Here is a 15844-nt window from a genome sequence, read left to right on the forward strand (position 1 = left end):
CCCGCGGCGGTCCCCCATTGACACGGTCGCCGTCGGCCAGCGACGCTGGGCGCGACAGACCGGGAGAGCGCTCTCCGATCGGTGGGGAGCGGGGGTGAAGGGGCAGGGCCGCCATGACGGACGAAGAGATCGATCCGCTGCTGGAGAAGCTCGACGCGGCGCAGAAGGTACGTCTGCTGACCGGCGCGAGCACCTGGCGCACACACGCCGAACCGGCCGTCGCACTGCGCCCCCTCACCCTCTCCGACGGACCCGCCGGGGTACGCGGCGAGACCTGGGACGAGCGGCAGACCTCGCTGGTCCTGCCGTCCCCGACCGCGCTGGCCGCGTCCTGGGACGAGCGCCTGCTCACGGATCTCGGTGCGCTGCTCGCGGCGGAGGCCCGGCGCAAGGGAGTGGACGTGCTTCTCGCCCCCACGCTGAATCTGCACCGGTCCCCGCTGGGCGGCCGGCACTTCGAGTGCTTCTCCGAGGACCCGCTCCTCACCGGGCGGACCGGTGCCGCGCTGATCAAGGGCATCCAGTCCGGCGGGGTCGCCGCCACCGCCAAGCACTTCGTCGCCAACGACGCCGAGACGGACCGGCTGAATGTCGATGTCCGCATGGACGAACAGACGCTCCACGAGCTCTATCTCGCCCCGTTCGAGGCCGCGGTGGAGGCCGGCGTGTGGGCGGTCATGTCCGCGTACAACAAGGTCGGAGGCGTCACCATGTCGGCCTCCCCGCTGCTGGCGGACCCGCTGAAGGAGGAGTGGGGCTTCGAGGGGCCCGTGGTCTCCGACTGGGGCGGGCTGCGCACCCTTCTGGACACCGCGCGCTCCGCGCAGGACCTGGCGATGCCGGGACCCGACAGCCCGTGGGCGGCCGGTCTGCTCGCCGCACTGGAACAGGGCCTGGTGTCCCCGGGCGCGGTCGACGACAAGGTGCGGCGGCTGCTCCGGCTCGCCGGGCAGGTGGGCGCGCTCGGCGCGCCCGGTCCGGTGTGGCGGCCGGTGGTGGCGCCCGGGGCACAGCGGGCGCTGCTGCGCCGGGCCGTCACGGCGGGCTCGGTACTGCTCCGCAACGAGGGGGGTCTGCTGCCGCTGGACCGCGCGGGTCTGCGTTCGGTCGCGGTCATCGGTCCGCACGCCACGGCGGTTCGCATCCAGGGCGGGGGCAGCGCGGAGGTGTTCCCCGACGCGGTGGTGACACCGCTGGCCGGGATCGAGGCGGCGCTCGAAGGAGCGGCGACGGTGACGTACCACCCGGGCCTGCCGCCGTCCGACCGTCCGCTCCCCCTCGCCCTGGACCACTCGCGCGATCCGCGGACCGGCGAACCGGGCGTGCTCGTCCGGCTGCTGGACGCCGACGGGGAGGAACTCCACGCCGAGCACCGGCTGTCCGGACGGATCGTGGAGCCCTCGGTCGTGCTCGCCGACGCTGCCGCCGTGGAGATCCGCGCCCTGTTCCGGCCCGCAGACGGCGGCGTGTGGACCTGGGCGATGGGCGGCTGGGGCAGCCTCTCACTGACCGTGGACGGAAGGGAGCTGCTCTCCGGAAGGTTCCCGCTGGACAGCGACGATCCGACCCGGGTCCATGTCGCCCCACCCCTGCGCTCCGTGCGGGCCGAACTGGCCGCGGGCGAGGAGGTGGAGGTGGTGGCACGGCGCTCGCTCGACCCCGGGACGGGTGTGGCGACGGTGCTGGCCGCCGCGCCGCCGGCCGGGGACGCGGCGTCGGCGCTCGCCCGGGCGGTGGCCGCCGCGCGGGCGGCCGATGTCGCGGTGGTGGTCGTGGGCACGACGGAGGAGAGCGAGTCGGAGGGGCACGACCGGGAGAGCCTCGCCCTGCCGGAGGGCCAGGACGCGCTGGTACGGGCCGTGGCGCGGGCCAATCCGCGCACGGTGGTCGTGGTGAACTCGGGCGGCCCGGTCGCCCTGCCCTGGCACACCCGGGTACCCGCGCTGCTGCTCACCTGGTTCCCTGGCCAGGAGGCCGGGGACGGGCTGGCGGACGTCCTGTTCGGGCGGGCCGAGCCGGGTGGCCGGCTGCCGACCACCTGGGGCGCCGCCCAGGACGACGTACCGGTGCTCGGCACCACCCCCGCGCCCGACGGGCGGCTGCACTACGAGGAGGGCCCGCACATCGGCTACGCGGCCTGGCTGCGGTCCGGGGCCTCGCCCGCTTACTGGTTCGGGCACGGCCTCGGCTACACGGACTGGGAGTACGGGACGCTGACCGCCCCGGACACGGTCCGGGCCGGGGACGCCTTCGACGTACGCGTACGGGTCCGCAACACGGGACGGCGGCGCGGCCGCGAAGTGGTCCAGGTGTACGTGACCAGGAGCGGGTCGGCGGTCGAGCGGCCGGCCCTGCGCCTGATCGGGTACGCGGCGGTCGAGGCGGATCCCGGCGAGAGCGTGGTCGCGGTGGTCCGGGTGTCGGGGCGGGCCCTCGCGCACTGGTCGGTCGCGCGCCACGGGTGGGACACGGAGGCGGGCGGCTTCACGCTGCTGAGCGGCCGTTCGGCGGGCGATCTGCCGCTGACCGCCTCCCTGACCGCCGTCCCGGCGCACACCCCGGCCGGTACGGGCTCCGGTAACGGTTCGGATCGCGATGGAGAGCGCTCTCCGCTGATGCTATAAATGCGCTCATGACGGATGATCTGCGCTCGGCCGGAACACCCACCCTTGAGGACGTGGCGAGGGCGGCCGGTGTCTCCCGCGCCACCGTCTCCCGGGTGATCAACGGCGTACGGAATGTCGACCCGGTGATCCAGGAGGCCGTGCGCCGGGCGGTCGCCCTCACCGGGTACGCGCCCAACCGCGCGGCCCGCTCGCTGGTGACCCGGCGCACCGACGCCATCGCCCTGGTGGTGTCCGGTGCGGGTGTGGAGCCGGAACCGGCCGCCGTCGGGCAGGCCGCGGACCCGGCCGACCCCGAGAACGGCTCGTCCTTCACCGCGCAGGTCTTCGCCGACCCGTTCTTCGGCCGGGTGGTGACCGGGGTGGTCAACTACCTCAGGCCGCGCGGGATGCACCCGGTGCTGATGTTCGCCGAGACCTCACGGGCGCGCGAGGACGTGGTCTCGTTCCTGCGCCAGGGCAGCGCGGACGGGGCGCTGGTCGTCTCGACCCACGCGGAGGACCCGCTGCCCGGTCTGCTCACGGACGCGGGCCTGCCCGCGGTGCTGTACGCCCGGCCCGCCAGGCCGGTCCGGATCAGCTATGTCGACCTCGCCCACCAGGACGGTGCCCGGCTGGCCGCCGAACACCTGCTGGCGCGGGGCTGCCGCCGCATCGCGACCATCGCCGGCCCCCTCGACGTGCCGGCCGGGCAGGAGCGGCTGGCCGGCTTCCGCGACACGATGGCGCGCAGCGGGCATCCGTACATCCCGATCGCCGAGGGGCAGTTCACCCAGGAGAGCGGCGAGGCGGCGATGGAGCGGCTGCTGGTGGAGCACCCCGATCTGGACGCGGTGTTCGCCGCCAACGACCTGATGGCGATGGGCGCCTGCCATGTCCTGCGCGAACACGGCAAGCGGGTGCCCGAGGACGTCGCGGTGATCGGCTTCGACGACAGCAGCGCGGCATCCGCCTGCCGCCCGCCCCTGACCACGATCCGCCAGCCGGTGGAGGCGATGGCCGCCGAGATGGCCCGGCTGCTGATCGACCGGCTGTCGAAGCCGGACGGGGCGGCGACGTCGGTGATCTTCGAACCCGCGCTGGTGGTACGCGACTCGGCGTAGCCCGTCGCCGGACGGAGTACGGCTCGGACCTGGCATCGGCCGCCGCCCCGGGTGTCGTGCTGCCCCGCCGCGGCGGAAGGGATCAGGCCCTCCCCCGCCCCTCGCCTCACCCCGTGGCGCCCGACGTCGACCGTGGGCTCTCCCTGCTCCGTACCGCGTCCGCGGCGGTCCGGAAACCCGGTGCCGGAGGGGTGGTCCGGGGCTCGGGGGACGGACGGGTGCCGCCTCTCGCCAGGAAGTCGGAGAGGGGCAGTGTCGCGGCGCCGACCGTGACCGCGTCGGGTCCCAGACGGCCCATCTCGATCGCCGTGCGGGCCGCGGCGTGCCGGAGCGCGTACTCCTGCGCGTAGCGGCGGATGTCGGGCAGCAGGTGCGGGCCGATCAGCAGGCCCGCCCAGCCGCCGAGCAGGATGCGCTCGGGCAGGAAGAGGTTGATCAGGTCGCCCAGCGCCGCGCCCAGGCATTCGGCCGTCTCGTCGAGCAGGGAGACGGCCACCGGGTCGGGATCGCCTCCCGGACCGGGGTAGGCGGCGGCCAGCAGGGCGGCGAGGGCGGTCTCGTCGTCGGCGTCGGCGGGCAGCGGGCCGCCCGCCTCGTGCCAGCGCTCCCGCATCGCCTCTGCGCCCGCGTACGCCTCGAGGCAGCCGATCGAGCCGCACCGGCAGCGGCGGCCGCGCAGTTGCACGGTGGTGTGGCCCCATTCGAGGGCCATGCTGCTGCGGTCCTCGTCGAGCAGGTCGCCGTGGTTGACGCACGCGCCGACGCCGGAGCCGATGAGGGCCACGGCCGAGACCCCCGCGCCCCGTCCGCCGCCGAACCACATCTCGGCCTGCCCGAGCGTCTTGGCGCCGTTGTCGATGAAGAAGGGGACCTCCGGCGGGACCCGGACCGCGTCGCGGAGCAGCCGCTCGAAGGGGACGGCGCTCCAGTCGATCGTCTGGCCGTGGACGACGGACCCCACGTCGCCGACCGCACCGTCCGGCGCGTCGCGCTCGATGATGCCCGGAACGCCGATCCCGATGCCCAGCAGCGCGCGCGGGTCGGCGCCGGCGTCGCGCAGGACGTCGGCGACCCCGCTGCGGACGTGGCCGACGATGCGGTCGACATCGTAGCCGTGCTGGGCCAGCAGGCGTTCGGTGCGGGCCAGTTCGGTGAGGGCGAGGTCGAAGAGCTCCACCCTGATCCGGGTCTCGCCGATGTCGATGCCGATCAGGAGGCCGCCCCCGGGGGCGACGCGCAGCAGCGTGCGGGGACGGCCGCCGTCGGAGTCGACGACGCCGGCCTCCTCCAGGAGGCCCTCCGCGGCGAGTTCCGCGACGACGTTGCTGATGGAACCTGAACTCAGCCCCGTCGCGGGACCGAGCTCCTGGCGGCTCAGCGGGCCGTCGAAATACAACCGTTGCAATACCCTCGCCCGGTTGCCCCGTCGCAGGTCACGCACGGTCCGTCTGTTGCGCTCAGCCATGTGGCTCCTTCCCTTCCCGCAACATACCGCGACCGCGGGACTTGACGCGACCTTCTCTCACCTCTTAAATCACGTCATAAATTAAGCCCTGAAGGTCGTTCGGTTCTCGAACACGACCTTCGTCCCCGGAAAGGGGCCATCCCTCATGCGCAACATCAGAGCCGCAGCAGCCGCCACCCTCGCGATCTCCATCGCCGCCGGAGTCACCGGCTGCGGAGGCGGTACGTCCTCGGGCGGCGGCAGCAACGATTCGCCCAAGACCCTCACGTACTGGGCGTCCAACCAGGGCCCCAGCATCGAGGCCGACAAGAAGATCCTGACCCCCGAGCTGAAGAAGTTCGAGGAGCAGACCGGCATCAAGGTCAAGCTGGAGGTCGTCCCCTGGGCCGACCTGCTCAACCGGATCCTCGCGGCCACCACGTCCGGTCAGGGCCCGGACGTCCTGAACATCGGCAACACCTGGTCGGCCTCGCTCCAGGCGACGGGCGCGCTCCTGCCCTGGGACAAGGCGAACTTCGACGCGATCGGCGGCCGGGACCGCTTCGTCGACTCGGCGGTCGCCTCGGCCGGCGCGGAGGGCAAGGACCCCTCCGCGGTGCCGCTGTACTCGCTCGCGTACGCCCTGTACTACAACAAGAAGAGCTTCGCCGAGGCCGGCATCAGCAAGCCCCCGGCCACCTGGGACGAGCTGGTCGAGGACGGCAAGAAGCTCTCCAAGGACGGCAAGTGGGGCCTGGGCGCCGAGGGCGCCAACCTCTCCAACAACATCCACCAGACCTTCGTCCTGGGCCAGCAGCACGGCTCGGACTTCTTCGACGCCGCCGGCAAGGCGACGTTCACCTCCGACGGTGCCGTCGCCGCCGTGAAGCAGTACATCGACTTCATGGCCAAGGACAAGATCATCGCGCCGGGCAACGCCGAGTACGCCCAGAACCAGTCCCTGACGGACTTCGCCAAGGGCAAGACCGCGATGGTGCTGTGGCAGGCCGCCGCCTCGACCTTCGCCTCCCAGGGCATGAAGCCCGAGGACTGGGGCGCGGCCCCCGTGCCCGTCGCGTCCGGCACCCCCGGCCAGGGCAAGAACATCAACTCCATGGTCGCCGGCATCAACATGGCGGTGTTCAAGAACACCAAGAACATCGACGGCGCCAAGAAGTTCGTGAAGTTCATGACGAGCGACGCCGAGCAGAAGCTGCTCAACAAGACCTACGGGTCCATCCCGCCGGTCAAGACCGCCCAGGCCGACGCCGCCTTCTCGGCGCCCGACCTCGCGGTCCTGCGCGACACGCTGGCCAAGAGCGCGGCCCCGCTGCCGCAGGTGCCCAACGAGTCGCAGTTCGAGACCGCCGTCGGCACCGCGGTCAAGGAGCTGTGGGCCGACGCCGCAGCCGGACGCCCCGTGACCACCGAATCCGTCAAGGCGCGCCTCGAAAAGGCCCAGCAGACGATGCAGCAGTAAGGCACTCCTCATGACCGCCACCGTGACCACCGACAGCCGAACGGAAAAGTCGGACAGGGTGACGAGCCGGGGCACCGGGGGTGCGCGCAGGAGACTGCCGCGCATCCCCGACCGGATCCGCCAGGGCGGACTGCCCTATCTCCTGCTCCTGCCGGCCGTGCTCCTCGAACTCCTCGTCCATGTGATCCCGATGATCATCGGGATCGTGATGAGCTTCCGCCAGCTCACGCAGTTCTACATCAACAACTGGGGCGGGGCGCCCTGGTCCGGCTTCGACAACTACCGCATCGCCGTCGACGTCAACGCCCCGATCGGCGAGGCACTGCTCCACTCGTTCTTCGTCACCTGCGTCTTCACGTTCTTCGCCGTCGGCCTGGCGTGGCTGTTCGGTGTCGCGGCGGCGATCATGCTGCAGGAGAACTTCCGCGGCCGCGGCTTCCTGCGGGCGATCTTCCTCGTCCCGTACGCCCTGCCGGTCTACGCGGCAGTCATCACCTGGGCGTTCATGTTCCAGCGGGACAACGGCCTGGTCAACCACGTACTCCACGACCAGCTGGGCATCACCGACCAGCCGTCGTTCTGGCTGATCGGCGACAACAGCATCTACGCGCTGATCGTCGTCTCGGTCTGGAAGGGCTGGCCGTTCGCCTTCCTCATCGTGATGGCGGGTCTGCAGAACATCCCGCGCGAGCTGTACGAGGCCTCCGCCATCGACGGCGCCGGCATCTGGCAGCAGATCCGCAAGATCACGCTGCCGGCGCTGCGCCCGGTCAACCAGGTCCTCGTGCTCGTCCTGTTCCTGTGGACGTTCAACGACTTCAACACCCCGTACGTCCTGTTCGGGAAGGCGGCGCCCGAGAACGCGGACCTCATCTCGATCCACATCTACCAGTCGTCGTTCGTCACCTGGAACTTCGGCACCGGATCCGCGATGTCCGTGCTCCTGCTGCTGTTCCTGCTCGTCGTGACGGCCGTCTACCTGCTCATCACCTCGCGCGGAAGGAAGGGTGCAGATGCCTAGCCATGCCCAGCCGGCCGCACTGTCGAGAGCGGCGAAATCGAGATCGCGTTCCCGGTCGCCGATGGCCGCGCCGCAGTCCTTCCTCTGGACCCGCCGCGTCATCCTGACCTTCCTGGCGGCCTTCGCGCTGCTGCCCGTCTACGTGATGGTCAGCAGCTCGCTCAAGCCGCTCCAGGACGTGTCGGGGAAGTTCCACTGGATCCCGTCCGGGCTGACCGTCAAGCCGTACTTCGACATCTGGGACACCGTCCCGCTCGCCCGGTACTTCGTCAACTCGCTGGTCGTGGCGGGCACCGCAACGGTTCTCTCGGTGATCATCGCGGTGTTCTCGGCCTACGCCGTGAGCCGCTACAAGTTCCGCGGCAAGCGCGTCTTCACCGTCACGGTGCTCTCCACCCAGATGTTCCCGGGCATCCTCTTCCTGCTCCCGCTGTTCCTCATCTTCGTCAACATCGGGAACAGCACCGGTATCGCCCTGTACGGCTCGCGCGGCGGACTGATCCTCACGTATCTGACGTTCTCGCTGCCGTTCTCCATCTGGATGCTCATCGGGTACTTCGACTCGATCCCGAGGGATCTGGACGAGGCCGCGCTCGTCGACGGCTGCGGACCGCTCGGCGCCCTGTTCCGGGTCGTCGTGCCGGCCGCGGTGCCCGGCATCGTCGCCGTCGCCGTCTACGCGTTCATGACGGCCTGGGGCGAGGTCCTCTTCGCCTCCGTCATGACCAACGACACCACCCGCACGCTGGCCGTCGGTCTGCAGGGCTACGCCACGCAGAACGACGTCTACTGGAACCAGGTCATGGCCGCCTCGCTCGTCGTCAGCGTGCCGATCGTCGCCGGATTCCTGCTCCTCCAGCGCTACCTCGTCGCCGGCCTCACCGCTGGAGCCGTCAAGTGACCACTTCGGAAAGGAAGTCAGTGAACGACCTCAGCGCCCTCCCGGCCGACTTCACCTGGGGCGTCGCCACAGCCGCGTACCAGATCGAGGGAGCCGTGGCCGAGGACGGCCGCGCCCCCTCCATCTGGGACACCTTCTCCCACACCCCCGGCAAGGTGGCCGGCGGCGACACCGGCGACGTGGCCTGCGACCACTACCACCGGGTCCCGCAGGACATCTCCCTGATCAAGGAGGTGGGGGCGGGCGCGTACCGCTTCTCGCTCGCCTGGCCGCGGATCGTGCCGGGCGGCGACGGGCCGGTCAACGGAGCCGGTCTCGACTTCTACGACCGGCTGGTGGACGGCCTCCTCGACGCCGGCATCACCCCGTTCGCCACGCTCTACCACTGGGACCTGCCGCAGGCACTCCAGGACCGCGGCGGCTGGACGGTCCGGGAGACCGCCGAGCACTTCGCCGCGTACACCTCGGTCGTCGTGGACCGCCTCGGTGACCGCGTGAAGGACTGGGCGACGCTCAACGAACCGCTCTGCTCGGCGTGGATCGGTCATCTCGAGGGCACGATGGCGCCGGGTCTCACCGACCTGACCGCCGCCGTCCGCGCCTCGTACCACCTGCACCTCGGCCACGGGCTCGCCGTTCAGGCGATCCGGGCCGCGTCCCCGGACGCCCGCGTCGGCATCGTCAACAACCTCAGCCCGGTGGAGGCCGCCACCGACCGCGAGGCCGACCGGGAAGCCGCCGTGCGCGGCGACGGGCACATCAACCGCTGGTGGCTCGACCCGATCCTGGGACGCGGCTACCCGCAGGACATGGTCGATCTGTACGGAGTCGAGCTCCCGGTCCAGGACGGCGACATGGAGCTCATCTCCGCGCCGCTCGACTGGATGGGCGTGAACTACTACTTCCGCCAGGTCGTCACCGCCGACGCGACCGGACCCGTCCCGCACGCCAAGCAGGTCTACCTCCCCGGCTCCCGCCACACCCACATGGACTGGGAGGTCCACGCCGCGGGCCTGGAGCAGCTCCTGCTCCGCCTGACCGAGGAGTACGGCGTCCAGCGCCTGTACGTCACCGAGAACGGCTCGGCCTACCAGGACGTCGTCCTCGCCGACGGTTCGGTGCACGACCCGGAGCGCACCCAGTACCTGGAGGAGCACCTGGCCGCCTGCGCCCGCGCCGTCCGCAAGGGCGCCCCGCTCGCCGGGTACTTCGCCTGGTCCCTGCTGGACAACTTCGAGTGGGCGTACGGCTACGACAAGCGGTTCGGCCTGGTCCACGTCGATTACGCGACGCAGCGCCGCACCGTCAAGAGCAGTGGCCGGCGCTACGCCGAGCTGATCGCGGAAGCGACCGCGGGCCGCTCGCGCAAGGCCGCCTGACCCCCGGCTCCTGACGCGAACCACCCCAGCGACCTCCGGCCGCGGCGGACGACCGCCGCCGCCGGAGGTTTCGCGCTGCCCGGGCAACGGGTGGACCAGCGACTCCTTGCCGCCTCCGTCACCCGCCGAGAAGGCACCTGACCGGATCGAACCGCATCGGTCGGGTGCGGCCGGCGTCCTTACGGCAGGGTTGGCGTCGAAAGGAGACCTCGTGATCTCGGTACTCAACCAGCTTGTCGGTCTCGTCGAGGAACACCTCACCGAGGAGCTCGACGTCGGCCGGCTGGCCAGGGAACTCGGCACGACCGAGTACCACCTGCGCCGGATGTTCTCGTCACTGGCCGGTATGCCGCTGTCGGAGTACGTACGCCGACGCCGCATGACCGTCGCCGCAGCCGACGTGATCCGCGGCGAGGACGACCTGCTGGGCATCGCTGTCCGGCACGGATACGGCTCGACCGAGGCGTTCGGGCGCGCGTTCCGCTCGGTCCACGGCGCCGGGCCCCGTGACGTGCGCCGCGACGGAGGTCCTCTGCGCACACAACCACGGATCAGGATCCGCCTGACCGTCGAAGGGAGCATCCCCATGGACACCCGCCTCGTCGAACGCCCCGCGTTCCGCCTGATCGGGCACGCAGCCCGGGTTCCGCTCATCCACCGGGGCGTCAACCCGCACATCCAGCAGCACATCACGTCACTGCCTCCGGAGGAACACCCCCGGCTGAAGGCCCTCGGCGACACCGAACCGGCGGGCCTGCTGCAGGTCAGCGACGAAGTCGACCCCGACGGAACGGAGGGGAGCGAACTGACCTACCTGCACGGGGTCGCCGTCTCACGGGACACGTCGGCCCCCGACGACCTGGACGCCATCGAGGTACCGGCCGGCCGGTGGGCGGTCTTCCGCACCACCGGGCCTCATCCGCAGGCCCTGCAGACGACCTGGGCCGCGACCGCGACCGAGTGGTTCCCCTCCAACCCCTGGCGCCTGCGGTCAGGGCCCTCGATCGTCGCGGTCCTCGAACGGGCGGACGACTTCACCACCGCGACCTGCGAACTGTGGCTGCCCGTCGAACCGGCATGACGCACGACGGTCACGGGACGGCCTCACGGTCGGCGTCCGGCCCCGCCGGTCGCCGACGGCCAGTTCACCAGCAGGAAGTGCAGGGCCTCGACCGCACGCTCCCAGGACGTCTGCACGGCCCGCGGCGCACCGAATCCGCCGTCGGCCTCCAGGGCGGTGAATCCGTGGAAGGTGCTGCGCAGCAGCCGTACCGCGTCCGTGAGATCCGGTTCCGTCAGGCCGTAGGCACGCAGCATCGACGAGGTGGTCTCGATGGTGCGGTGGTACGCGGGGGCTTCGGCGACGACGGCGGGGTCGACCCGCATCCGTGTCGCCTCGTACCGGCCCGGGCACGCCAGCGCGAAGGACCGGTAGGCGTCGGCGAACGCGATCAGCGCGTCCTTCCCGGCCCGGCCGGCCACCGCCGCCTCGATCCGGTCGATGAACTCCCCCGCGGCCAGCAGCGCGACCCGGGTGCGGAGATCCTGCAGGTTCTTCACGTGGGAGTACAGGCTGGCGTCCTTGACGCCGAAGCCGCGGGCCAGCGCGGAGATGGTGACCTTGTCGAAGCCGGCCGAGTCGGCCAGATCGGCCGCCGCCGCCACGACCCGGTCGGTCGTGAGCCCCGCGCGAACCATCCCCACCCCCGTCGACGTACTGCTGCCTAGACCCCTTAGCTTTTCCCCGAATATACACAGGCGGAAGCGCTGGGGGCGTGCGTCCCGGCTGCGCAGGTCATCAGCCCGCGGTGGTCACGGATGGCCGTGACCACCGCGGGCTTGTGCACCGCGCCGACAGCGGGGAGTGGGACGGCGCGGGCAGTCAGGAGGTGCGATGACGGGCCGGGGACGACACGTAGGCGCACGGAGAGCGCTCTCCTCGGTGGACGTCAGGCGGCCACCGAGAAGAGCGATCCGGGGTGATCCAGGATCGAATCACGGTCCGGTCCGGTCAGGGCCGGGTTCAGGATCTGGATCTCCGAACCCGGATCCTGAACCCGGATCCTGGATCTGGATTCTGGATTCTGGATCTGGATTCTGGATCTGGATCAGGGAAGTTCGTAGTTCTCGTCGAGCGCGGCGCCGCGGTCCGCGTTCGTCTGGTCGTAGCCGCGGGCGTCGCACTGGAGGCCACCGATGATGCAGTGGTCGACCAGGGCGTCGAGCGTGGCGTCGTCCCAGGCGTTGAAGAAGTCGTAGTGGAAGCTGTGACCGGTGCCGCTGGCCAGCCTCACCTTCGACATGTCGCCGTTGACCGGCCAGGCCATCTTGAACTCGATCATCGGCAGGGCGACGGGGTGGGAGGCCGGGCAGACGTTCTGGTTGGCGCCCTGAGCCTTCGGATAGGCCATGTGTGCCTGGTGGTCGGGGGTGTCGAGGTGCAGGCCGTCCCAGCAACTGGGGGCCTGCATACGGATGTTGAGCTGGACATCGCGGTCGGTCGGGCAGTACGCCGGGAAGTCGACGTTGTGGTACTGGTTCTGGCACTCCCAGCCCTCGACCATGCCCGGGTGGTCACGGAACTGCTCGGCCGTCTGCATCGGACTGCCGACGACGAACCGCAGCCCCTTCGGGAAGGGCCGCACGCTGGTGTAGTCGGTGACTCCCGCCTTGTAGTAGATGGTCTGCGGCCCGACGGGGCGGACCTCCTTGTCGCCGTTGTAGAGGGTCGGCATCCAGTACGCGGACAGGTCACCGGGCGCCTTGCATGCGGTGCCGCCCGCGCCGAGGGACGCCGTGGTGCTGTTGGCGTTCGTGGTGTCGTTGCCCATGAACGTGTGGTTGTGGGACTTACCGGCCTGACCGGGGAAGACGATCGGGTCGTCCGGGGCGGTGTGGTTGACCGAGCAGTTCGCCTGGAACTCGTGGAAGTAGCGGTGCGGGGGCAGTTCCGCGGACGGCTGGACGCCGGTGACCGGCGGGACGGCGGGGATGTAGCCGTCGCCGTCCGGGTCGTCCCCGAAGGCCACCGGCGCGGCCGCGGCCATCACGTGGCCCTGCATCGCATGGGTCGCCGCTGCGGGGCGTTCCGCCGCGCGGGGTGCCGCGTCGGCGCGGCCGGCATCCGTGATCGCGTTGAATCCCATGGCCACCAGGGCCAGGGACGCCACACCCGCCAGGATCGATACGAGCCTCGTGCTGCGCCGCGCTCTCGGACGGGGTCGTTCCGGTGAGGGTCTTGCCGGTCTTGTCTCCATGCGGACCTCCATGCCGCTCTGCGCCGCACCCATCGGGTGTGCGGCGCGGGGAAAGAGTGGTGCTGGATGGTGCAGGTGCGGATCAGGTGTCGGTACTGCCGGTACCGGCCTGGTGCCGGTGCGGCCGCGCGCCGGGAGCGAATTCCGATCGAGCCCGGGCCGGGGCCCGGGTTCCGACGGGAGAGCGCTCTCCGAAGTGTGGTCAGTGTTGCGCCGTCGCTGAGGGAGTGTCAAGAGTTGGTGAACTACGGCCGGGTGCGTCCGGTTGGCGTTCGGATGCGGAAGGCGGTGCGGCGGCGTCCGGGCCGGGCCTGACGTGCGGTCGCGCCCGGCCCCTGTCCGGCGGGCGACGCCGATCCCCTGCGGGTGGCGCCGTCAGGCGTATACGGGGAAGGACGCCTGGTGGGTGAGGCGCCGGTCGGCCCCGTCACCGATCCTGCCGAGGATCTCGTCGAGCGCGAGGAACTCCTCCCACCGCTCCCTGCCGCTCGCGCGGACCAGACGGGTGACGACCAGGTCCTCCAGTGCGGTGACGCGTTTGTTCTTCCAGATCTTGTCGGCGGTACTGACGAGCACGTCCTCGAAACCCGCACCGGGGTCGGTCCAGGAGGCGTGGGTGCCGGCGAAGCGGGCCAGGGCCGGGGCGAAACCGCGGGACAGCAGGAGGTCCCGCCCGGCCTCCTCGTGCGCGGACCCGGGTCCGGTGAGCTCGGCGGGGTGCAGGACCTTGCCCACGTCGTGGGTGGCCGCCCCGAACAGCACGGCCTCGCGGTCGAAGGGCAGGCCGGGGCAGTGGAGCACCACCCAGTCGGCCAGCTGCACGGCGACATCGTGGACGAGACGCAGGTGCGCCGCGAGCCGCGGTGGCGCGGACAGCTCCCGCAGCAGGTCCGCGGCGTCCTGCGGGAGCGGCCTGAGCGGTGGGGTGCCCTCGTCGTCCAGGGCGCGTGACAGCGCGTCGGGGTCCGGCATCACGACAGAGTACGGGCGCCCGCCGTGAGTACGGGCGCCCGCCGTGCCGGGGCGGGCTGTCAGCCGTCCGGCCCCGGCGCTGAACAGGCCGTCCCCCGTCCTCGTATCCATACTGGACAGCGCAGCACCTCGGGCCCGCCGCCGCCCCCAGGCCTCCGGCGGCCCGGTCTCCCCCGCCTCCCCGACAGACAGCAGGAGCAGACAGATGAGCGCCACTGCGCAGATCGGCGTCACCGGACTCGCGGTGATGGGCCGCAACCTGGCCCGCAACTTCGCCCGCAACGGCTACACGGTCGCGGTGCACAACCGCACGGCCGCGAAGACCGACGCACTGGTGGAGGAGTTCGGCGACGAGGGAACCTTCGTGGCCGCGCACACCCCGGAGGAGTTCGTCGCCGCGCTGGAACGGCCGCGGCGCCTGGTCGTCATGGTGAAGGCGGGCGAGCCCACGGACGCGGTGATCCAGGAGTTCGCCGCGTTGCTGGACGACGGCGATGTGATCATCGACGGCGGCAACGCCCACTTCGAGGACACCCGGCGCCGCGAGAAGGACCTGCGCGAGCGCGGCATCCACTTCGTCGGCGCGGGCATCTCGGGCGGTGAGGAGGGGGCGCTGAACGGGCCGAGCATCATGCCGGGCGGTTCCGCCGAATCGTACGAGTCACTGGGGCCGATGCTGCAGAAGATCGCGGCGAAGGCGCAGGACGGCGCACCCTGCACCACACACATCGGGCCGGACGGCGCCGGTCACTTCGTGAAGATGGTGCACAACGGCATCGAGTACGCCGACATGCAGCTCATCGCGGAGGCCTACGACCTGCTGCGTACGGTCGCGGGATACTCCCCCGCGAAGATCTCGGAGACGTTCCGCGACTGGAACACGGGCCGCCTCGACTCGTATCTGATCGAGATCACGGCCGAGGTCCTGTCCCACACCGACGCCGCCACCGGCAAGCCGTTCGTCGACATCGTGCAGGACCGGGCGGAGCAGAAGGGCACCGGCCGCTGGACCGTACAGATCGCTCTCGACCTGGGCGTTCCCGTCTCCGGCATCGCCGAGGCCGTCTTCGCCCGCTCGGTCTCCGGCCACGCCGCCCTCCGGGACGCCTCACGCCATCTCGCCGGACCGGCAGTCCGCGAGCTCGACGGGGACGAGGCGGCGGCGTTCGCCGACCAGGTCGAGCAGGCACTGTACGCGTCGAAGATCGTCGCCTACACCCAGGGCTTCCACGAGATCGCGGCCGGCAGCGAGCAGTACGACTGGAACATCGACCTCGGCAAGGTCGCCGCGATCTGGCGCGGCGGATGCATCATCCGGGCAGCCTTCCTGGACCGCATCACCAGCGCCTACGAGGCGCAGCCCGACATGCCGAGTCTCCTCTCCGACAAGAGCTTCGCCCAGGAGATCGCCGCCGCGCAGGACGACTGGCGCGCCGTGATCGCCACCGCCGTCACCCAGGGCGTCCCCACGCCCGCCTTCGCCGCCACCCTCGCCTACTACGACTCCCTGCGCGCCGAACGCCTCCCTGCCGCGCTCACCCAGGGCCAGCGCGACTACTTCGGCGCACACACCTACCACCGCACCGACCGCGAGGGCACCTTCCACACCCTCTGGGGCGGCGACGGCAGCGAGGTCGAAAGCTGACCGGTACCGGGGAACCGC

The 15844-nt window shown here is 71.2% G+C and carries 12 protein-coding genes; 8 read left to right on the top strand and 4 right to left on the bottom strand.

Translation table 11 applies throughout. The features are described 5' to 3' along the window. Positions 1-113: 113 nt before the first annotated feature. Together OG521_04205 and OG521_04210 are read left to right on the top strand one after the other, a co-directional pair. Positions 114-2624 carry a glycoside hydrolase family 3 C-terminal domain-containing protein gene (locus tag OG521_04205; protein ID WUW20029.1) on the top strand — a complete coding sequence of 837 codons (2511 nt, stop codon included), beginning with the start codon at positions 114-116 and terminating at the stop codon, positions 2622-2624. 8 nt (positions 2625-2632) lie between these two features. Further along, positions 2633-3727 (top strand): LacI family transcriptional regulator, encoded by a 1095-nt coding sequence (locus OG521_04210; GenBank protein WUW20030.1) that lies wholly within the window; start codon positions 2633-2635, stop codon positions 3725-3727. A 106-nt stretch (positions 3728-3833) separates the two neighbouring features. On the opposite strand, the gene OG521_04215 is transcribed toward OG521_04210, so the two are convergent. Next, positions 3834-5192, bottom strand: coding sequence for an ROK family transcriptional regulator (locus OG521_04215; protein WUW20031.1), 1359 nt, complete (start codon positions 5190-5192; stop codon positions 3834-3836). A gap of 145 nt (positions 5193-5337) precedes the next feature. Between OG521_04215 and OG521_04220 the strand changes: the two genes are divergently transcribed. From OG521_04220 to OG521_04240, 5 genes are all read left to right on the top strand, one after another. Next, a complete protein-coding gene (locus OG521_04220) occupies positions 5338-6651 on the top strand; it encodes a sugar ABC transporter substrate-binding protein (GenBank protein ID WUW20032.1) in 1314 nt (437 codons plus the stop codon). Between the two features lie 10 nt (positions 6652-6661). Then, the gene (locus OG521_04225) at positions 6662-7672 is read left to right on the top strand and encodes a sugar ABC transporter permease (protein ID WUW20033.1); all 1011 of its coding nucleotides are present in this window, start codon (positions 6662-6664) and stop codon (positions 7670-7672) included. Positions 7673-7733: 61 nt separating this feature from the next. Then, positions 7734-8573, top strand: a complete 840-nt coding sequence (locus OG521_04230; protein ID WUW20034.1) for a carbohydrate ABC transporter permease — start codon at positions 7734-7736, stop codon at positions 8571-8573. A gap of 20 nt (positions 8574-8593) precedes the next feature. Next, the gene (locus tag OG521_04235; GenBank protein ID WUW20035.1) at positions 8594-9952 is read left to right on the top strand and encodes a GH1 family beta-glucosidase; all 1359 of its coding nucleotides are present in this window, start codon (positions 8594-8596) and stop codon (positions 9950-9952) included. Between the two features lie 211 nt (positions 9953-10163). Further along, a complete protein-coding gene (locus OG521_04240) occupies positions 10164-11033 on the top strand; it encodes an AraC family transcriptional regulator (GenBank protein ID WUW20036.1) in 870 nt (289 codons plus the stop codon). 23 nt (positions 11034-11056) lie between these two features. Here OG521_04240 and OG521_04245 read toward each other — a convergent pair whose 3' ends face one another. The 3 genes from OG521_04245 to OG521_04255 form a co-directional block, all read right to left on the bottom strand. Continuing rightward, positions 11057-11650 carry a WHG domain-containing protein gene (locus OG521_04245; protein WUW20037.1) on the bottom strand — a complete coding sequence of 198 codons (594 nt, stop codon included), beginning with the start codon at positions 11648-11650 and terminating at the stop codon, positions 11057-11059. Positions 11651-12060: 410 nt separating this feature from the next. Next, positions 12061-13209, bottom strand: a complete 1149-nt coding sequence (locus tag OG521_04250; GenBank protein ID WUW20038.1) for a DUF1996 domain-containing protein — start codon at positions 13207-13209, stop codon at positions 12061-12063. Between the two features lie 375 nt (positions 13210-13584). After that, positions 13585-14181 (bottom strand): HD domain-containing protein, encoded by a 597-nt coding sequence (locus OG521_04255; GenBank protein ID WUW20039.1) that lies wholly within the window; start codon positions 14179-14181, stop codon positions 13585-13587. A 205-nt stretch (positions 14182-14386) separates the two neighbouring features. On the opposite strand from OG521_04255, the gene gndA reads away from it, so the two are divergent. Beyond that, positions 14387-15826: an NADP-dependent phosphogluconate dehydrogenase gene (gene gndA / locus OG521_04260; protein ID WUW20040.1), complete on the top strand. Its 1440-nt coding sequence runs from the start codon at positions 14387-14389 to the stop codon at positions 15824-15826. Positions 15827-15844 lie beyond the last annotated feature (18 nt).

It is taken from the genome of Streptomyces sp. NBC_01463 (genome assembly GCA_036227345.1).
Lineage (GTDB): Bacteria > Actinomycetota > Actinomycetes > Streptomycetales > Streptomycetaceae > Streptomyces.